Genomic DNA, 19,223 nt, shown 5'->3' on the forward strand with positions numbered 1-19,223 from the left:
CTCGCAACGCGGCCGCTGCCTTCGGAGCAGCCGAAGGGTATGGCGGGAATGCCGCATTGTGCGCTGATCGGCCGCCGGCTCCAATGAAGGCATGAACGAAACGATCTACTTCTATGGATTGCTGGCGGGGGTGTTCCTGTTGGCCGGGGTGGTCAAGGGCGTGACCGGCATGGGCCTGCCGACCGTGGCGATGGGGCTGCTGGGCGGCGCACTGTCGCCGGTTGCGGCGGCCTCGATGCTGTTCATTCCCACCTTTGTCACCAATGCCTGGCAGCTGCTGTCCGGGCCATCGGTGGGGCAGATCGTGCGGCGGCTGTGGCCGATGATGCTGGCGGTGGTGATCGCCACCCTCGGCGCCGCCGCGCTGCTGGTGCGGGTGGATCGTGATGTCTCGCGTGCCGCGTTGGGTGTGGCGCTGGTGGTCTACGCCGGGTACGCGTTGCTGGCGCCGGTGTTGCGGGTACCGGCTCGGCGCGAGCGCTGGCTCGGACCTCTGGTGGGCGCGATGTCCGGTGTGGTGACCGGCGCAACCGGCGTGTTCGTGATGCCGGCGGTGCCCTACCTGCAGTCGCTGGGCTTGCAGCGCGACGAGCTGGTGCAGGCGCTGGGGCTTGCATTCACGGTGTCCACGATCTCGCTGACCACAGGCCTGGTGCTGCACGGCGCTTTCGGCGTGCAGCAGCTCGGCCTGAGCGCGTTGGCGGTGGTGCCGTCGCTGGCCGGGATGTGGCTGGGGCAGGTGATCCGCCAGCGCATCAGTGCACGGGTATTCCGTGCCTGCTTCCTCGGCTTCCTGTTGCTGCTGGGCCTGGAGCTGGTGCTGCGTTCGTGGTGGTGATGCCGGCCGGACGCCAGACAAGAAAAAACCCGCTTTCGCGGGTGTTTTTCATTCTCGACATGGTGCCCAGGAGAGGACTCGAACCTCCACGAAGTTGCCCCCGCTAGCACCTGAAGCTAGTGCGTCTACCAATTCCGCCACCTGGGCGTCGAGGAGGAGAATTATGCGGTGCCGTGACGGAGGTGTCAACACCCTTGCGGATCCGGGGTCGGATCCTGTTTCGCATGCGAAACAGGCTCCGACCCCATGGGTCTCGCGCTGGGGTCAGAGCCCTTTCCTGTGGAAAGTGATCCGACCCTACTGCCGGCCGTCCCCCGGATCGCAGGCAAAAAAAATCCCCGCCGAAGCGAGGAGTTTTTTCGTTGGTGCCCAGAAGAGGACTCGAACCTCCACGGTTTTACCCGCTAGTACCTGAAACTAGTGCGTCTACCAATTCCGCCATCTGGGCGTTCCAGAGGCGCAATTGTGAAGATGAACCGGGGGGCTGTCAACGATTTCCTGAAAATTCTTAATGGGGAGGCTTCAACCGGTCTGCTGACCCGTTCTGCACGCCCGCAACGGCTACCATGGAGGGCGATGACTACCAAAAAACCAAGCAAGGGCGGGAGCAAGTCCCGCAGTGAAGCCCCCAACAAGGGCACCAAGCAGGGCACTGCCCGCAACAACAAGCCGGGCAAGCCGTTGCCGGGCTGGCTCCCCGCACTGGCCGAAGGCGGTGCACCGCCTCCAGGGCCTGGCCGCCGCAACGCAGAGGCACCTGGCCCCGCGCCGGGCCGCAAGCTGCCGCCGACGGGCAAGGTGATCGACGATCCCTATGCGTCCCGCGAAGCAGAAAAGTACGAACAACCCATCGCCAGCCGCGAGGCCATCCTGGCCCTGCTGGAGCGCTGCGAAGGGCCGCAGACCGCTGAAGAACTCGGTGCGCGCCTGGGCCTGACCGCACCGGACCGTGCCGAAGCGCTGTCGCGCCGGCTCGGCGCGATGGTCCGCGATGGCCAGCTGGTGCAGAACCGCCGCGGCGGTTTCGCGCCCATCCAGACCTTGAATCTGGTCACCGGCGTGGTGATCGCCAATCCGGAAGGGTTCGGCTTCCTGCGCCCGGTTGAAGGCGGCGACGACCTGTTCCTGCCGCCGTACGAAATGCGCAAGGTGATGCACGGCGACAAGGTGTTGGCCCGTGTCACCGGCATCGATCACCGCGGTCGTCGCGAAGGCAGCATCGCCCGTGTGCTTGAGCGCGGCATGACGCGCCTGATCGGCCGCTTCAGCGTCGAGATGGGCATCAACTACGTGGTGCCCGATGACAAGCGCATCCAGCGCAACGTGCAGGTACCGCCGGACCAGACCGGCGGCGCGCGCGATGGCCAGCTGGTCGTCTGCGAACTGACCCAGGCACCGGACAGCCGCCGCCCGCCGATCGGCCGCATCATCGCCGTGCTCGGCGACAAGCTGACCGCATCGCTGGTGGTGGAGACTGCGATTCACGGCCATGAGCTGCCGTTCGAGTTCCCGCAGGAGGTGCTGGACGAAGCCGCCTCGGTGCCGCTGGTGGTCGAGCCGGCGATGATCGGTGACCGCGTCGACCTGCGCAGCACGCCGCTGGTCACCATCGATGGCGAGGACGCCAAGGACTTCGACGACGCGGTGTACTGCGAGCCGAACGCCGATGGCTTCCGCCTGGTGGTCGCCATTGCCGACGTCTCCAACTATGTCCGTCCCGGCACGCCGCTGGATGATGAAGCGCAGAAGCGCGCCACCTCGGTGTACTTCCCGGGCTTCGTGGTGCCGATGCTGCCGGAAACGTTGTCCAACGGCATCTGCTCGCTGATGCCGAAGGTCGACCGCATGTGCTTTGTCTGCGACATGCAGATCGACCGCGAAGGCGTCGTCACCCACTCGCGCTTCTACGAAGCGGTGATGAATTCGCACGCGCGACTGACCTACACCCAGGTGTGGCAGGCGGTAGGCGAGGATGATGCCGGTGCCAAGGCGTTCATCGGCGACCTGCTGCCGCAGGTGCAGCGCTTGCACCAGCTGTACAAGGTGCTGTCCAAGGCGCGCACCAAGCGTGGCGCGATCGAGTTTGAAAGCAGCGAAGTCCGCTTCGTGCTCGACAATCGCGGCGAAGTCACCCAGGCCGGCATGCTGGTGCGCAACGATGCGCACAAGCTGATCGAAGAATGCATGATCGCGGCCAACGTGGAGGCGGCGAAGTATCTGTTGTCGCGCCATGTGCCGGCGCCTTACCGCGTGCATGAGAAGCCGCCGGAGACCAAGTACGCCGATCTGCTGGAATTCCTCAAGGAGTTCAAGCTGAGCCTGCCGCCGTGGTCGAAGGTGCGCCCGGGCGATTACACCAAGCTGCTGAAGAAGATCCGCGACCGTCCCGATGCCACGCTGCTGGAATCGGTGCTGCTGCGCAGCCAGAGCCTGGCCGTGTACAGCCCCGACAACAATGGTCACTTCGGCCTGGCGCTGGAGGCGTACGCGCACTTCACCTCACCGATCCGTCGTTACCCGGATCTGCTGGTGCATCGTGCGATCAAGCATGCGCTGTCGGGCAAGCCGCTGGACAAGTTCACCTACAACGCCCGCGAGATGGCCGCATTGGCTCTGCAGTGCTCTGAGCGTGAGCGTCGTGCCGATGAAGCCGAGCGCGAGGTGGATGAGCGTTACCGCGCGGCGTGGATGGAAAAGCACGTGGGTGGCCAGTTCGACGGCGTGATCAGCGGCGTGACCAGCTTCGGCCTGTTCGTGGAGCTGGCCGACTCGAAGGTACAGGGCCTGGTGCACGTGACCCAGCTGCCGCAGGACTATTACAAGTTCGACGCGACCCGCAAGACGTTGACCGGTGAGCGCCGTGGCAGCAGTTATCGGCTGGGGGACCAAGTGCGCATCCTGGTACTGAAGGCCAGCATGGAAGAGCGCAAGATCGACTTCCGTCTGGTCGAGCACAAGGGCGAGGAAGAAGAGGCAAGCCCGGCTCCGTTGCCCGAGCGTGGCAAGCCGGCCAAGCGCACGAAAAAGCAGTATTGAAAGGTGTGCCGACCAACGGTCGGCACCCACCTCACCCGGTAGGTGCCAACCGTTGGTTGGCACGACGTTTCGGAGGAAAGCTGCAATGCAGGGCCAACCCGAATACAGCGGCGGCTGCCAGTGCGGTGCGATCCGCTTCCAGGTGCGTGGCGTGCTGACCGACAGTTCGATCTGCCACTGCCGGATGTGCCAGAAGGCCTTCGGCGCGTACTACGCGCCGCTGGTCTCGGTGCGAGGCGTGCAGTTCAGCTGGACCCGCGGCCAACCGCGTTATTTCCAGTCGTCCAACGTGGTGCGGCGCGGGTTCTGCGCCGACTGCGGCACGCCGTTGACCTACGAAGCACCCGATGGCGTGGCGGTGGCCGCCGGTGCCTTCGATCAGCCTGAGCGCCTGCCGCCGACCATCCAGTATGGCGTCGAGCGCAAGCTGCCCTTCGTTGACGGGCTGGGCAGGCTGCCGGCACGCCGCACCGAGGAAGATGTCGCCGCGCTGGAGTTCCTGGCCACGATCGTGTCCCACCAGCACCCCGACCACGACACCCCGCACTGGCCGCCGCGCACGCGCGGGTAGCGCCGGGCCATGCCCGGCGGGGGCGTCGGACAACGGTCGCCGGGCATGGCCCGGCGCTACCGGCGAGCCGCCGCAGCGCCCGGCCCGCCGATGCTCTACCATAGCCACCCCCTTTCCGGTCCTGCCCGCATGAGCAAGAACAGCCAGTGGATCGTCGGCGTCAACGCCGTCGCCTCCTCCATCGAGAACGACGCCGAGAACGTCCGCGAAGTGCTGGTCGAGGCCGGTGCGAAAAACCCGCGCCTGACCGAGATCGAGGAAAACGCCCGCCGCAAGGGCATCGACGTGCGCAAGGTCAACAGCCAGGCGCTGGACGGCGTGGGCGGTTCGGTGCGCCACCAGGGCGTGGCCGCGCGTTATGCCGCCGCCCGCACCTACAACGAGAACGAGCTGGAAGGCCTGGTCACCGCTGCGGAAGGCAAGGCGCTGCTGCTGGTGCTGGATGAGGTGCAGGACCCGCACAACCTCGGCGCCTGCCTGCGCTCGGCCGCTGCGGCCGGTGCCACCGCCGTGATCATCCCCAAGGACAAGTCGGCCACGGTCAACGCCACCGTGCGCAAGACTTCGGCCGGCGCCGCCGACCGCATCCCGGTGGTGGCGGTGACCAACCTGTCGCGCTGCCTGAAGGACCTGCAGAAGCAGGGCGTCTGGATCTACGGCCTGGCCGGTGAGGCCACCGCGTCGCTGTACCAGCTGGACCTGAAGGGCAACATCGCCCTGGTGCTGGGCGGCGAAGCCGATGGCCTGCGCCGCCTGACCCGCGAGAACTGCGACGGTCTGGTCAAGATTCCGATGCCGGGCGAGATCGAGAGCCTGAACGTTTCGGTCGCTGCCGGCGTCAGCCTGTTCGAGGTCGTGCGCCAGCGCGGTTGATCGGCATCGCCGCAGCGTGATCGGGGGCAGATTCCTTTCCCTTGGGAAAGGGATCTCGCCCTTTCTTCTGCCGGACCCCCAATCCACGCATGGCGGGGATCTACCGTGTCGACCAAGGTCGACACCTACCGGGCAGGTGGTAGCCGCCAACCTTGGTTGGCGCTCCTGGTGCCTTACCCCGCGCTGCCGCCCAGTGCCTTGAACAGCGTCACGTCGTTGTTCAACTGGCTCTGCCGCACCCGCGCCAGTGACAGTTCCGCATCGCGCCGGGTCTGCTGTGCTTCCAGCCAGGTGCGCAGGTCGGTGGCGCCCACGCGATAGCGCACTTCCTGCGCGCGCTCCACTTCCACCGCTTCGTCATAAGACGCCTGCGAGGCAGTCACCTGGCGCAGCAGCTGCTCACGTGCGGACAGGGCGTTGTCCACCTCCGACAGCGCGGTGTACAGCGTCTTGCGGAAGTTGGTGGCAGCGATCTGGTAGTTGGTACCGGCCACGTCCGTATCCAGCTGCGCGCGCTGCAGGTTGAGGAAGGGCAGCGACAGGCCAGCGCCGAGCGTCGCCACCGGATTGCGCAGTAAGTCGCCCAGCGAGGTCGCGCTGGAACCCAGGCTGCCGGTAAGACTCAATGCCGGGTAGTACTGGGTAGCGGTCACCCGGATCGTCTTCAGGCTGTTGCGCAGCCGCAGTTCGGCTGCACGCAGGTCGGGCCGGCGACCGAGCAGGTCGGCCGGCAGGCCTTCGGCAATGGTCGGGCTCTGCGCCTCCAGCAGGTTCTGCGGTTCGTCCTGCTGCGGCCACGGCGTGCCATCCAGCAGCACGGTCAGCGCATTGCGCACTTCCACCCGCTGTTGCTCCAGCGCGCTCTGCGCCGAACGCTGCGACTGCAGGTTCTGCAGTGCCTGGCGTACTTCCAGCCGCGATACCGCACCGGCATCGAAGCGTGCCTGCACCAGTTCATGCGTGCGTTGCAGCCGCTCGAGGTTGGCCTGGCCGGTGGCGATGGACTGGTTGAGATAGGCCAGTGCCCAGTACTGGTTGATGACATCGCCGATCACCAGCAGGGCGGTGTTCTGCCGGTCTTCTTCGCTGGCGTCGGCTTCCCAGCGGGCGATGTCGCGCTGGGTGCGCAGGCGGCCCCACAGGTCGATTTCCCACCCCAGCGACACTCCGGTGGAATAGCTGCGGCGCCAGTCGTCGGCCTGGTCGGTGGCGCGGCTGCCACTGCCGCTCACGCCGGACGACGAAGGCTGCGGCCACAGCGCGTTGCTGGCCAGCCCGGCCTGCAGGCGTGCACGCTGCACGGCCAGGCCGGCAGCGCCGAGGTCACTGTTGGCGGTCAAGGCCTGCGCCACCAGGCGGTCCAGGCGCGCATCGCCGAAGCCGGTCCACCAGTTGTCGTTGCGGATGTCGCGGGCCGGGGTGTCCAGGCCACTGCGCGGGTCGTCGGCCGGCGCGTTGAGGGTCGCATCGCCACGACCATAGGTGGCGGCAACGCTGGGGTCTTCAACCGGATAGCGGCCTACCGAAGCGCAGGCGGAGAGTGCAAGCAGCACGGCGCCGGCCAGCAGCAGGCGCGAGGGAGTGGGGAAGGGCAGTCGGGTCATCATCTTCATTCGCGGGCCAGGGCCTCCACCGGGTCGAGCTGGGCGGCACTGCGTGCCGGCAGGAAGCCGAACGCCACGCCGATCAGGGTCGAGCAGGCGAAGGCGGCAATGATGGAAGCGGTGGAGAACAGCACCTGGAAATCGCTGGCGAAACGGCCGATCAATACGCCCATCAACAATGCCAGGCCGATGCCGAGCAGTCCGCCGAGCAGGCACACCAGCACCGCTTCGATCAGGAACTGCTGGCGGATATCGCTCTGCCGCGCACCCACCGCCATGCGCACGCCGATCTCGCGGGTACGCTCGGTGACCGAGACCAGCATGATGTTCATCACGCCGATGCCACCGACCAGCAGCGCGATGGCGGCGATGGCGCCGATCAGCAGGGTCATCGTGCGCGTGGTCTGTTCGATGGTGTCGCGGATCTCGGCGCTGTTGCTGAGGAAGAAGTCCTCGGTGCCGTGGCGCATGGTCAGCAGCCGGGTGATCGCTTCCTGCGCCGCATCCATCGGCGTTTCATCGTTCACCCGCACGGTGATGCTGGAAACGTGGCTCTGCCCGAGCATGCGCGACATCACCGTGGTGTAGGGCACGAACACGCTCAGGCTGGTGCTGCCGCCGAAACCGAAGCTCTGCTTCTTGGCCACCCCGACCACGCGCACCGGTACGTTGCCCAGCAGGATCACCTGGCCGATCGGGTCGCTGTCAGGGAAGAACTGGGTCCTGGTGTTCTCATCGATCACCGCCACCTGGCCGAGTCCCTTCACCGCATCGGTGTCGAAGAAGCTGCCGCTGAGCAGGCTCACGCCCTTCACCCGGAAGTACTGCTCGCCGACGCCGCTGATCTGCGCGGTGGCCGACTGGTTGCGGTAGCGCGCGGTGACCGAGCTGGACACGCTGGGGGTGGCGCTGTCGACGTAGCTCTGCCGTGACAGAGCATCGGCATCGCTGGCCTTGAGGGTCTGCACCCGCGCCGAACGCATGTCGCCGAATCCGCGACCGGGGTAGACGTCGATGGTGTTGGTACCCAGTGCGCTGATGTTCTGCAGGATCTGCTGCTGCGAGCCATTGCCCAGCGCCACCACCGATACCACCGAAGCGATGCCGATGATGATGCCGAGCATGGTCAGGAAGGTACGCAGGCGGTGGGCGTTCATCGCCAGCAGGGCCATCCGGAACGCTTCGGTGAAGCGGTCGCGGGCAGCCTGCCAGCTGCTGCCATGGGCGACGCCCGCGCTTGGTTCGCGCTGCGCACGGTAGCTGGGCGCGGCCGGATTGGCGCGGTCGGCGATGATCTCGCCGTCGCGGATCTCGATGATGCGCTGTGCGTGCTCGGCCACGCTCATGTCGTGGGTGACGATGATGATGGTATGACCTTCGGCATGCAGCTCGCCGAGGATGGCCATCACCTCTTCGCCGGATTTCGTATCGAGGGCGCCGGTCGGTTCGTCGGCCAGGATCACCTCGCCACCGTTCATCAACGCACGCGCGATCGACACGCGCTGCTGCTGGCCACCGGACAGCTGCCCGGGCTTGTGGTGCATGCGGTCGGCCAGGCCGAGGCGCTGCAGCAGCTGCTCGGCACGCGCGGTGCGCACCGGGCCGGGGCTGCCGGCATAGACCGCCGGCACGGCCACATTGCCGCGCGCGTCGAGATCGCCCAGCAGGTGGTAGCGCTGGAAGATGAAACCGAAGTGCTCGCGGCGCAGCTCGGCCAGCTCGTCGGGCGCCATTTTCCCGGTTTCGCGGCCCGCCACCTGGTAGCTGCCACGGGTCGGGCGGTCCAGGCAGCCGAGGATGTTCATCAGCGTGGACTTGCCCGAGCCGGACTGGCCGACGATGGCCACCATCTCACCAGCATGGATGTCCAGGTTGACGTCGCGCAGCACGGCGATGACGTCCTCGCCGGCCGGGAATTCGCGTCGCAGGTCGCGCAGGCGCAGCAGCGGCGCCGTCGTGCTCATCGGCGCCCCATGCCCGGGCCGCCGACCCGCATCTGCATGCCGCCACGGTTGCCGCCGCCCGCGGCCGCTGCAGCGCCGCCTTCGCCGACCACCACGCGCTCGCCTTCCTTCAGGCCGGACAGGACCTCGACGTTGGCGCCGTTGTTGATGCCGACCTTGATCTTGCGCGGCTGCGGCTGGCCCTTGTCATCGACCACCCGCACGATGCGCTCGCCGTCGCGCGACTTCGGGCCCAGTGCAACGGCCGGCACCATCAGCACGCCCTTGGCCTGCTTGAGCAGCACCGATACCTGTGCGGTCATGTCGATGCGCAGGGTGCCATCGGGGTTTTCGACGTCGAACAACGCGTTGTAGTAGACCGCGCTGCTGGAGCTGGAACTGGACGAACTGCTGGAACTGGACGAGCTCTCGTTGGCGATCGACGCCGGCGCCGGATTGATCTGCCGCAGCGTGGCGTGGTACTTGCGGTCCGGGTCGCCCAGCGTGGTGAAGTACACCGGCATGCCGGCCTTGATCTTGACCACGTCGGCCTCGGAGACCTCGGCGTTGACGGTCACCACGTCCAGCCGCGCCAGCATCACGATGGTCGGTGCGGTCTGGTTGGCGTTCACCGTGCGGCCTTCCTCGGCCACCACCGCCACCACGGTGCCATCCATCGGCGCGACGATGCGGGTATAGGCCAGGTTGGCACGGGCGGTGCCCAGCTCGGTTTCGCGGCCCTTGATCTGCGCCTCGTAGGACTGCAGCTGCGCACGCGCGGTCTTCAGCTGGGCCTCGGCGGCATCGTATTCCTGGCGCGAGGTGGCCTCGGCCGCCAGCATCTGCTGCTGGCGTGCGAACTCCAGCTCAGCCTGGCGCAGGGTGGCCTGCTGCACCGCGCGCTGCGCGGTCACCTGGTCCAGCGAAGCCTGTGCGTTGAGCACCTGGTTCTGCTGGGTGGTGGCGTCGATCTCGGCGATCAGGTCGCCTTCCTTCACCGTATCGCCCAGCTGCACCTTCAGCGACTTGATCTGGCCGGAAGCCTGCGCACCGACGCTGACCAGCTTGTAGGCGTCGATCACGCCGGTCGCTTCCACCGTCTGCTCGATGTCGCCGCGGCTGACCGGGGTGGTCGCCAGGGCCGGTGCGGCCGGCTTGCGCAGCAGCCACCAGGCGGACACGGCGGCGATCAGGACAAGCAGGGCGATCAACATCAGGCGACCCTTGCGGGTCGCGGGCAACAGGCGGGAGATCACGTGGCGGCTTCACTCTGGGGGCCGCAGTGGCGGCGTTGGCGGGCATTGTGAAGATCGAGCGACGCTGTGCTCAATCCTCGGGGTGTGTCTCTATGTAACACTGTCTGCGAGACGGCGTATCAGCAGGTATCCCGCACTGCGGGGGATACAGTGGTACGCATTGGCCTGGATGCGGTTCAGCTGCCGACACGGGATGATTCGCGACATGGAGACTGAAAACCCGATGCACCGTTTGCTGATCGTCGATGACGACAACGATATCCGCACGCTGCTGGCCGAGCAGCTCGGCCGCGCTGGCTACCAGGTCAGCACCGCCGCCGATGGCACCAGCATGCGCCAGCTGCTGGAACGCGAGCACGTGGACCTGATCGTGCTCGACCTCAACCTGCCACGCGAAGATGGCCTGACCCTGTGCCGCGACCTTCGCGCGCGCTCGAACACGCCGGTGATCATGCTCACCGCGCGTGCCGAGCCGATCGACCGCGTGCTCGGCCTGGAAATGGGCGCCGATGACTATCTGGCCAAGCCGTTCGAACCGCGCGAACTGCTGGCGCGCATCCGCAACGTGCTGCGCCGTACCGAAGCGCTGCCGGCCAACCTGGAACCGCTGGCGGTGCGCCGTGCGCGTTTCTCGCGCTGGATCTTCGACCTGGAGCATCGCCACCTGGTCGACCCTGACGGGCGCGTGGTGGTGCTGTCCGGCGCCGAGTTCCGCCTGCTGCGGGTGTTCATCGCCCATGCCAACAAGGTGCTCTCGCGCGAGCAGCTGGTGGCCCTCAGCAGCGGCCGCAACTATGAAGCGCAGGACCGGGCGATCGACCTGCAGGTCAGCCGGCTGCGCAACAAGCTGGCCGACGATGGTGGCCCCGACGGCCTGATCAAGACCGTGCGCAACGAAGGCTACGTGCTGGCCTCGGCCGTCAACCTGGAATAAGCCGCGATGAAGCGCCTGCGCCACTTCCTGTCCTCGATGGTCGGACGGCTGTTCGTGATCCTGCTGCTGGGCATGAGCGTGGCCGCGATCGGCGCGACAATGCTGGCCAGTTCCAAGCGGCAGCAGGAATTCGAGCGGCAGAACCTGAACCGCATCGCCGACCGCCTGCAGGGCTACATCAACCTGCTCGACGGCAACCCGGAACTGCGCGAGCGGCTGTTGGAGATCGGTGGCCCCAGCGTGCGCGCACTGCAGCCCGGCGCGCGCATCGGGCGCGCCGACAAGGCGCTGATGGAAGTGCTGGAGGACCGCCCCGGCCCGGTGTCACGGGCACATGTGCACTTTGCCTCGTTCCGTTCGTGCATTCCCAAGCTGCAGGACCTGCTGCCACCGCCACCGCCGGGCCACCACAAGCCGCCACGCGAGCGCGATCCCACCTTCATCCCACCCAAGTGCCGGGCGGTGGACGTGGTGCTCAACGACGGCACGCTGCTGAAGCTCGCCCTGGATTCACCGGCGATCGCGCACAACGGCATCCTCGCCGTGGACCCGCTGTTCCTGACCCTGCTGGTGCTGGCCATTGCCGTGTTGGCGTACGTGGTCGCGCGCATGGCCAGCGCGCCACTGCAGGAGCTGGCGGCAGCGGCCGAGGACCTGGGCGATGACCTGCAGCGGGCGCCACTGCCACTGCGCGGGCCACGCGAGGTGCAGCGCGCCGCCGAGGCCTTCAATGCCATGCAGCATCGGCTGCAGCGCCACCTGGCCGAACGTACGCAGATGCTGGCGGCGATCACCCACGACCTGCAGACGCCGCTGACCCGGCTGCGCCTGCGTTTGGAAAACGTGACCGACGAGACCCTGCGCGAGCGCCTGATCGGCGACCTGGCCGCGATGCAGGCGCTGGTACGCGAGGGTCTGGAACTGGCCCGAAGTGCGGAGAGTGCCGAACAGCGCGCCGCGCTGGACCTGGATTCGCTGCTGGAGAGCATCGTCGAGGACACTGCCGAGGACGGCGCCGACGTCGTCTTCGAAGGCCGCAGCGGCGCTGTGCTGATGCTGCGCCCGTTGGCGATGCATCGCCTGTTCTCCAACCTGGTGGACAACGCGGTGATGTACGCACAACGCGCCCGGGTACGTGTCGAGCGCGGCGAGGGCACGATCACGGTGGTCATCGCCGATGACGGTCCTGGGCTGGCGGATGACCAGCTGGAAGCGGTGTTCGACCCGTTCGTGCGGGTGGAGACCTCACGTTCGCGCGAGACCGGCGGTGCCGGCCTGGGCCTGACCATCGCCCGCGCGCTGGCCGAAAAGGATGGCGGCCGACTGTGGTTGCGCAACCGCCCCGAAGGTGGGCTGGAAGCGGTGGTGCAGTGGTCCACCAGCGCCGAGGCGCGGTAGCAGCGGCAATCCCTGTCCAAGGCCCGGTTGCGCCGGGCGCGGTGACGCCGAAGACAGGGTTTGCCCTATCATCTGCGTACTTCCCCATTCTTCGTCCGATGAGCCTGCCCGTTCCTGCCGGCATGCCGCCCTGTGCGGTGCGGCCATTCCTGTTCGCGTCTGCCGGCACCACCGGCATCCGCAGCTGGCCGCCGCCGCTGCGCTGATGGGCGGACAGGGGGCGGAAAGGCGCCGGGCGGGGCGCCACGCGGAACGGATCGGTCGCCTGCTGCGACGGGGCATGCTGTGGCTGCTGCTGGCGATAGCCGCGCCGCTGGCCGCGCAGAGTGGCGCACCGCCGCTGCGCGACTACGCCATCGATGTGTGGACCTCGCGCAATGGTCTTCCGCACAACTCGCTGCGCGACATCGCGCAGACCCCGGAAGGCCACCTGTGGTTCGCCACCTGGGAAGGCCTGGTGCGCTACAACGGCCTGGATTTCACCGTGTTCGACCGCAGCACGCGGCCGGGGCTGCGCGACAACGGCATCGGCGCGCTGCTGGTCGACCCGCATGGCGGGCTGTGGATCAGCGACTCGCGCGGCAATGTCAGCCACCGCGGCAATGATGGCCAGTGGCGGGTCTGGGAGCATCAACCGGATACGCCGCAGGTGCTGATCCAGTCCATGCAGATGGACAGCCAGGGGCGCCTGTGGCTGCTGTATGAAGGCAAGGGCATCGGCTATCTGACGCCGGACAAGGGCATCGTCTACCAGCGCCCACCGCCGGACCTGCCGCTGGCGATGAGCTTCACCAAGATGGCGGTCGATGCGCAGGACCGGGTCTGGATCGGCACCCTCGACGGCCTGGTGCTGCGTGACAACGACGGCGTGCTGCAGCGCGCGCCGGCGGCGTGGGGCGTGGACAAGGGCCTGTCGTGGCCCTACCGCGCACCCGATGGCGCGCTGTGGATTGTCGCGGGCGAGCGCCTGTACCGGGTGGAGGATGATCGCCTGGTGCTGGTGCACCGGCTGCCTGGCCAGCTGCACTTGACCGCGATGCTGCAGGACCGCCATGGCGACCTGTGGCTGGGCACCGAGAACCAGGGCCTGCTGCGCATTTCGGCGCATGGCCTGGAGCGCCTGCCGGCCGGTCTGAACCTGCCCGGCGGGCGTGTGGTCAGCCTGCGCGAGGATGCCGAGGGCAGCATCTGGGTGGGTGCCAACGGCGGCCTGTACCGTCTGCGCGAAACCCTGTTCAGCAGCTACACCGAGCGCGATGGCCTCAGCGGCGACTACGTGCGCACGGTGCTGGAAGACCGTGACCGCCACCTGTGGGTGGGCAGTGCCAGCGGCCTGGACCTGCAGACTGCTGACGGTCGATTCCGCGCGATGCCGCTGCACAACCGCGGTGGCAAGGCGCCCTCGGTACTGAGCCTGGCCCAGGATGCCGGCGGCGATCTGTGGGTGGGAACCTTCGGCGACGGCATCTACCGGTTGCGCGCCGACGGACGGCTTCGCCACAACTACGCTGCGGCCGATGGCCTGCCCGGCGGCAACATCCGCGCGATCAGCATCGCCCCTGACGGCGTGGTCTGGGCGGGGACGCAGAAGGGCGTGGTCCGCATCGAGGGTGACGAGGTAAGTGTGCCCACGGTTCCCGGCATGCCGGCGGGCCTGACCACCGCGCTGGAACACGATCACCAGGGGAATCTGTGGATCGGCACCATCGAAGGCGTCCGCGTGCTGCGTGGTGATCGCGTGCAGTCGATCGACCTGGCGCCGCTGGGCGGTGGCCGCAGCGTGTTCGGCTTCCACCAGATCGGCGATGCGATGTGGATCAGCAGTGACCGTGGGCTGTACCGCTGGCAGCGCGGCACGCTGGCGCGCGTGGGCCTGGAGCAGGGCATGCCGGTGGATGCGGTGTTCCAGCTGGTGCCCGACCGGCTGGGCAATGTGTGGATCAGCAGCAACCGCGGTGTGCTGCGTACCGATATGGCAACGCTCAACGCCGTGGCCGACGGACGCGCGCCGCGGGTAACCGTGGAGCGTTACAACGAAATCGACGGCATGGCCAATGCGCAGGCCAACGGCAGCTCCGGACCCTCGGCGATCCTGCGCCAGGACGGCACGTTCTGGGTGGTGACCGCCGGTGGCCTGAGCACGGTCGATCCGCAGCGGCTGCAGCGCTTCCGCGAGCGTCCGGCGCCGCCTGCGGCGATCGAGAACGTACAGGTGGACGGTGCGCCGGTGCACTGGGAAGGCCGCGAGCGCAACCTGATTCCCGGTGGGCGACGGCTTGCGGTGAGCTACGTGGGCCTGAGCTATCTGATGTCCGACCGCATCCGCTACCGCACGCGGCTGGAGGGTCTGGACAACGGCTGGGTGGAGCGTGGCCCGCAGCGCAGCGTGGAGTTCGTCGGCCTGCCGCCGGGCGACTACACGCTGCACGTGGCCGCTTCGCACCCGGGCGGCAGCTGGGGCCATCAGGAAGCGGTGTGGAGCTTCACTGTCGAACCGTTCTGGTGGCAGCGGCGCAGCGTGCAGGCGCTGACCGGGCTGGTGCTGCTGGCCGCGCTGGTAGCGCTGTACCGCTTCCTGCTGCAGCAGTACAAGGCCAGCAACCTGCGCCTGGCACGGCGCGTGGATGAGGCAACCTTCGACCTGCAGGCGCAGACCGTGCACCTGCAGGCGTTGAACCAGGAAAAGACCGAGCTGGCCGAGCGCCTGGCGCGGCAGGCCGAGGCATTCGAACGACAGGCCCGCGAGGACGCGCTGACCCGGTTGGCCAATCGTCGCGGTTTCGACGAGGCGCTGGCCCGCGATTTCGCCCGCGCCCAGCGCAGCGGCCACCCGCTGTGCCTGGTGGTGCTGGACATCGACCACTTCAAGGACGTCAACGACCAGCACAGCCACAGCGTTGGTGATGCGGTACTGGTGGAAGTGGCCCAGGTGATCGCAGCGGCCAGTCGCGATTCGGACCTGCCGGCACGCACCGGCGGCGAAGAATTCGCGCTGCTGCTCAACGACACCCGGCTGGAGGAGGCAGCGCAACTGTGCGCGCGCCTGCGTGGCCTGTTCCATGACCACCCGGACTGGGCCGGCATACCGGGCCTGCGGGTGACCTTCAGTGCCGGCCTGGCGGAACTGGATGGCGACGACCGCACCCCGGCGCTGCTGTACCAGCGCGCCGACCGTGCGCTGTACCGCGCGAAGAGCGACGGCCGCGATCGTACGAGTATCGGTTGATCAAGTGCGAAGCATCCACGCATGGCGTGGATCTACTGGAGTGCCGTACCAACGGTCGGCACCCATCGAGCGCAGCGACCCGCTGTTGCCCCCGCTTTTATGATCTTTCCGTGGCGCCCAGGAAACTGTCCTTGGCCGGGCGGGTGGGCTGCGCAGGGGCGTGAGCCGCATGGATGCGGCGACCGAGCTTACAGGGATGTACTTGCAGCGTCCCCTGCGCAGTCCACCCGCCCGGCCTTGCGCCGAATCGCTGTCAGCCCGCCACGAGGGGCTCCGCCGTTGGCCGCCTTACCGCGGCCAGGCGTTGGCGATCGTGCAGAACAACCGCGCCGTCTGCTCGGTGTCGTACACCGCGCTGTGCGCCTCGTTGGCATCCCAGCCCAGCCCGGCCGCCGTGGCCGCGCGCGCCAGCACGGTCTGACCGTAGGCGATACCCGCCAGGGTGACCGTATCGAACACGCTGAACGGATGGAACGGATTGCGCTTGTGCCCGGTACGGGCGACGGCCGCGTTGACGAAGCCCAGGTCGAAATGGGCGTTGTGGCCGACCAGGATCGCGCGCTGGCAGCCGTACTTCTTCATCGCCGCACGCACCGGAGTGAAGACATGATCCAGCGCCGCCTTCTCTTCCTTGGCCAGCCGGAACGGATGGTCGAGGATGATGCCGGTCACTTCCAGCGACTTCGGGTCGATCTCCAGCCCTTCGGCCGGCACCACGTGGGCGCTGGCGGTCTGGCCGGGGTAGAGCAGGCCGTTCTCGTCCATCTCGATCGGCACGGCGGCGATTTCCAGCAGTGCATTGCGCTGGCTGTCGAAGCCGCCGGTTTCAACATCCACCACCACCGGCAGGAAGCCGCGGAAGCGTTGTGACATCGCGCGCTGCGCCTGGGGTACGTCGGAAACAGGGGCGGCGGCAGGTGCGGAAGTGGGGTCAGTCATGTGCGGATTCTAGCAGAGCGACCCTGAGCGCCCGGGATCCTGGTAGGTGCCAACCTTGGTTGGCACACTGTGCGCCGACCAAGGTCGGCGTCTACCGGACCGCGGGCTGCGCCGTGGGGGCCGACGGATACCACCGCTGCAGCACGGCATCCACGCTCAGGCGCCCGGCGCCGGTGAACAGCAGCGGCAGCAGCATCGCCATGAACAGCAGCGGCAGTTTGAAGTTGCCAAAGCCCTGGTCGCTGATCGCGTAGCCCATCGCCAGATCGCCCAGCGAGCCCCATTCGGCCGGCCAGTGCACCGCGTACGTTGCCACGACCGTCAGCACCAGCAGGCTGGCGGCGGCGAAACGGGTACCGAAGCCGAGCAGCAGGCAGGCTGCGCCCAGCAGCTCGAACCAGGTGGCCAACTGCCAGTTCAGCGCAGCGGGCAACTGGTCGAAGGGGAACGGGAACGCGCCCTGCAGGTCGGCGAACCAGTTCTCGCCGTGCAGCTTCTCGCGCCCGGATTCGAAGAATTCCCAGGCAAGCAGCAGGCGCAGGCCAAGCGGGGCCAACCACGGGGCGAAACGGTCCAGCTGGCCGCGGGTTGCGGCCAGGATCGGGGTCTTCATCGGTGAATCTCCTGGAAGGGGCGTCAGGGTGAAGCGGAGAGCGGACCGATCACGCCGGCACGCAGGAACTGCTGCAGCAGTTGCGCACCCGGGGCGGCCAGGGTCTCGGGATCGAGGTGGTGCAGGACGGCCAGTTGCTGCAGCTGTTGTTGGCCGGTGGCCCCGGGCGCCTCGCCGATCAGCGTCAGCAGATGCACCGCCAGGCTGGTCAGGGTGGCAAAGCGCACTGCGCCATCGGCATCGCGCCGTACCAGCAGGCCGGTGGGCTCTGCTGGCGGTTGCGACGCTGCATCGTCGTTACCCAGTTGATGCACCGGCCAGCGATACAGCAGCGGCCAGGCCAGTGGCGAGCGCTGCAACGGTACTTGCAACGGATCGATGTCGCCCGGTTCCGGCAGCGGATCAGCCTGCAGCTGGTACAGCGCAGTCTCCACCCACTCGTAATGGGCCAGCTCGGCCAGTGCCGGATGCGGCAGTTCCGGTTGCACCTGCAGCCACTGCACGAACTCGGCAGCCAGCTCGGTGAACAACGGGGTGTGGCAACGGTGGCTGGCGAAATAGTGGCGCACCAGCGCACTCCAGGCCGGTTCGCCCAGCAGGCGCACGCAGACCGGGAAGCCGTTGCTCAACAATCCCAGCAGATTGTTGAACAGCAGGCGTTCGTACACCGCCACCCGGCGCGGGTCCATGCCGGGCGGCGCCGGCACCTGCGCCGGATCGCGCAGGTGTGCGGTGAACGCGTGCTGCTGCGCGCGCAGTCGTTCGGGAGCATCAGCCATGGGCGGCTCCAGCATGCACGGCCTGCAGGCGGTGGATGGTCTGCAGTTCGCCGCGCAGCTCGGCGTAAGGCGGGAAATTGAAGTCGCGTTCGAGCAGGGTAGGGCGTGGGCCGATGCGCGCGTAGGTGCGCGCCAGCAGATCCCACACCGGGTCGATCACCGGGCTGCCGTGGGTGTCGATCTTCAGGTCCGGAGCTTCGTCCAGATGCCCGGCCACGTGCAGGCAGACGATGCGCTGCGCGGGCAGGCCGGCAATGAACGTATCGGCGTCGTAGCCGTGGTTGCAGGCATTGACGTACACGTTGTTGACGTCCAGCAGCAGATCGCAGTCGGCTTCGGCCAGTACCGCATTGGTGAAGGCCAGTTCATCCATCATCGGCTCCGGCGCCACGTAGTACGACACGTTTTCCACGGCGATGCGGCGGCCGAGGATGTCCTGCACGCGGGCGATGCGTGCAGCGGTGTGGCGTACCGCTTCATCGGTGAATGGAATCGGCAGCAGGTCGTACAGATGGCCCTCGTCGCTGCAGTAGCTGAGGTGTTCGCTGTACAGCGGCACCCGGTGTTGCTCAAGAAAGGCACCCACCTGTGCCAGCAGCTGGGTATCCAGCGCTGCGCTGCCACCCAGTGACAACGACAGGCCGTGGCAGCTCAACGGATGGCGCGTGGCCAGTTCGGCCAGCGCGTCACCGGCGGGGCCGCCTACACCGATCCAGTTCTCCGGCGCGCACTCGAGGAAATCGAAATCGCCGGCGGGTGCGTCGCGCAGGTCCTGCAGCAGGGCGCGGCGCAGGCCCAGGCCCACGGCCGCCGCGGGAAGCGGCGACCGCGGGTGGACGACGCCGGCGCGGAGGTCAGTGCTTGCCACCGCACTTGCCTTCGCCGCACTTGCCTTCGGCCGACTTCTTGTCGCCGCCGGTCTTGGCCTTGGCATCGCCAGCCTTGCCCTTGTCGGCGCCACACTTGCCTTCACCACACTTGCCTTCGGCGGTTTTGCCTGCCGCAGCATGATCGCCGGCCTTGCCCTTGTCGGCGCCACACTTGCCTTCACCACATTTGCCTTCGGCGGTCTTGCCGGCCGCCTGGCCAGCTACCAGGTAACCCTGGGCGAGGTCGCTCATGCTCAGCGCCGAGGCGCTGGAAGCCATGCCCAGGCCAGCGGCCAGGGCGGTAGCGGTCAGCAGGGACAGGGTCTTGTTGGAACTGCTCATCG

At 67.6% G+C, this 19,223-nt stretch carries 15 protein-coding genes and 2 tRNA genes; 7 read left to right on the forward strand and 10 right to left on the reverse strand.

The window, feature by feature from the left end:
• Window positions 1-91: 91 nt before the first annotated feature.
• The gene (locus tag HFK18_RS02680; RefSeq protein WP_180164197.1) at window positions 92-838 is read left to right on the forward strand and encodes a sulfite exporter TauE/SafE family protein; all 747 of its coding nucleotides are present in this window, start codon (window positions 92-94) and stop codon (window positions 836-838) included.
• A 60-nt stretch (window positions 839-898) separates the two neighbouring features.
• On the opposite strand, the gene HFK18_RS02685 is transcribed toward HFK18_RS02680, so the two are convergent.
• Window positions 899-985, reverse strand: a tRNA-Leu gene (locus HFK18_RS02685).
• Between the two features lie 216 nt (window positions 986-1,201).
• Window positions 1,202-1,286: transfer RNA gene (locus tag HFK18_RS02690), tRNA-Leu, on the reverse strand.
• A 128-nt stretch (window positions 1,287-1,414) separates the two neighbouring features.
• Here HFK18_RS02690 and rnr point away from each other — a divergent pair.
• The 3 genes from rnr to rlmB all read left to right on the forward strand — a co-directional run bounded on the left by rnr (window position 1,415) and on the right by rlmB (window position 5,318).
• Window positions 1,415-3,874, forward strand: coding sequence for a ribonuclease R (rnr, locus tag HFK18_RS02695; RefSeq protein ID WP_180164199.1), 2,460 nt, complete (start codon window positions 1,415-1,417; stop codon window positions 3,872-3,874).
• A gap of 85 nt (window positions 3,875-3,959) precedes the next feature.
• Entirely contained in the window at window positions 3,960-4,445 is a 486-nt protein-coding gene (locus HFK18_RS02700; RefSeq protein ID WP_180164201.1) for a GFA family protein, read from the forward strand.
• A gap of 129 nt (window positions 4,446-4,574) precedes the next feature.
• Window positions 4,575-5,318, forward strand: coding sequence for a 23S rRNA (guanosine(2251)-2'-O)-methyltransferase RlmB (rlmB, locus tag HFK18_RS02705; protein ID WP_089239900.1), 744 nt, complete (start codon window positions 4,575-4,577; stop codon window positions 5,316-5,318).
• Window positions 5,319-5,491: 173 nt separating this feature from the next.
• Here rlmB and HFK18_RS02710 read toward each other — a convergent pair whose 3' ends face one another.
• Genes HFK18_RS02710 through HFK18_RS02720 form a run of 3 tightly spaced genes read right to left on the reverse strand, consistent with a single transcriptional unit; the run spans window position 5,492 to window position 10,121 of the window.
• Window positions 5,492-6,931: a TolC family protein gene (locus tag HFK18_RS02710; protein ID WP_180164203.1), complete on the reverse strand. Its 1,440-nt coding sequence runs from the start codon at window positions 6,929-6,931 to the stop codon at window positions 5,492-5,494.
• The gene (locus tag HFK18_RS02715; protein WP_100552038.1) at window positions 6,928-8,886 is read right to left on the reverse strand and encodes a MacB family efflux pump subunit; all 1,959 of its coding nucleotides are present in this window, start codon (window positions 8,884-8,886) and stop codon (window positions 6,928-6,930) included. Before HFK18_RS02715 ends, HFK18_RS02710 begins: the two co-directional genes overlap by 4 nt.
• Window positions 8,883-10,121, reverse strand: coding sequence for an efflux RND transporter periplasmic adaptor subunit (locus HFK18_RS02720; protein ID WP_180164205.1), 1,239 nt, complete (start codon window positions 10,119-10,121; stop codon window positions 8,883-8,885). Before HFK18_RS02720 ends, HFK18_RS02715 begins: the two co-directional genes overlap by 4 nt.
• Before the next feature lie 205 nt (window positions 10,122-10,326).
• On the opposite strand from HFK18_RS02720, the gene HFK18_RS02725 reads away from it, so the two are divergent.
• The 3 genes from HFK18_RS02725 (at window position 10,327) to HFK18_RS02735 (ending at window position 15,679) form a co-directional block, all read left to right on the forward strand.
• On the forward strand, window positions 10,327-11,055 hold the full coding sequence (locus tag HFK18_RS02725; protein ID WP_025875399.1) for a response regulator: 729 nt from the start codon (window positions 10,327-10,329) through the stop codon (window positions 11,053-11,055).
• A gap of 6 nt (window positions 11,056-11,061) precedes the next feature.
• On the forward strand, window positions 11,062-12,453 hold the full coding sequence (locus HFK18_RS02730) for an ATP-binding protein (protein WP_099819977.1): 1,392 nt from the start codon (window positions 11,062-11,064) through the stop codon (window positions 12,451-12,453).
• A gap of 280 nt (window positions 12,454-12,733) precedes the next feature.
• Complete coding sequence (locus HFK18_RS02735; protein ID WP_257216040.1) at window positions 12,734-15,679, forward strand: ligand-binding sensor domain-containing diguanylate cyclase; 2,946 nt, start codon at window positions 12,734-12,736, stop codon at window positions 15,677-15,679.
• Window positions 15,680-15,967: 288 nt separating this feature from the next.
• On the opposite strand, the gene rnt is transcribed toward HFK18_RS02735, so the two are convergent.
• The 5 genes from rnt to HFK18_RS02760 form a co-directional block, all read right to left on the reverse strand.
• Complete coding sequence (gene rnt / locus HFK18_RS02740; protein WP_032951815.1) at window positions 15,968-16,552, reverse strand: ribonuclease T; 585 nt, start codon at window positions 16,550-16,552, stop codon at window positions 15,968-15,970.
• 157 nt (window positions 16,553-16,709) lie between these two features.
• Window positions 16,710-17,231 (reverse strand): DoxX family protein, encoded by a 522-nt coding sequence (locus tag HFK18_RS02745; RefSeq protein WP_180164209.1) that lies wholly within the window; start codon window positions 17,229-17,231, stop codon window positions 16,710-16,712.
• Between the two features lie 23 nt (window positions 17,232-17,254).
• Entirely contained in the window at window positions 17,255-18,010 is a 756-nt protein-coding gene (locus HFK18_RS02750; protein WP_180164211.1) for a putative DNA-binding domain-containing protein, read from the reverse strand.
• Entirely contained in the window at window positions 18,003-18,878 is an 876-nt protein-coding gene (locus HFK18_RS02755) for a DUF692 domain-containing protein (protein WP_180164213.1), read from the reverse strand. Before HFK18_RS02755 ends, HFK18_RS02750 begins: the two co-directional genes overlap by 8 nt.
• A complete protein-coding gene (locus HFK18_RS02760) occupies window positions 18,865-19,221 on the reverse strand; it encodes a hypothetical protein (RefSeq protein WP_180164215.1) in 357 nt (118 codons plus the stop codon). Before HFK18_RS02760 ends, HFK18_RS02755 begins: the two co-directional genes overlap by 14 nt.
• Between the last annotated feature and the right edge of the window lie 2 nt (window positions 19,222-19,223).

It is taken from the genome of Stenotrophomonas sp. SbOxS2, assembly GCF_013416715.1.
Taxonomy (GTDB): domain Bacteria; phylum Pseudomonadota; class Gammaproteobacteria; order Xanthomonadales; family Xanthomonadaceae; genus Stenotrophomonas; species Stenotrophomonas lactitubi.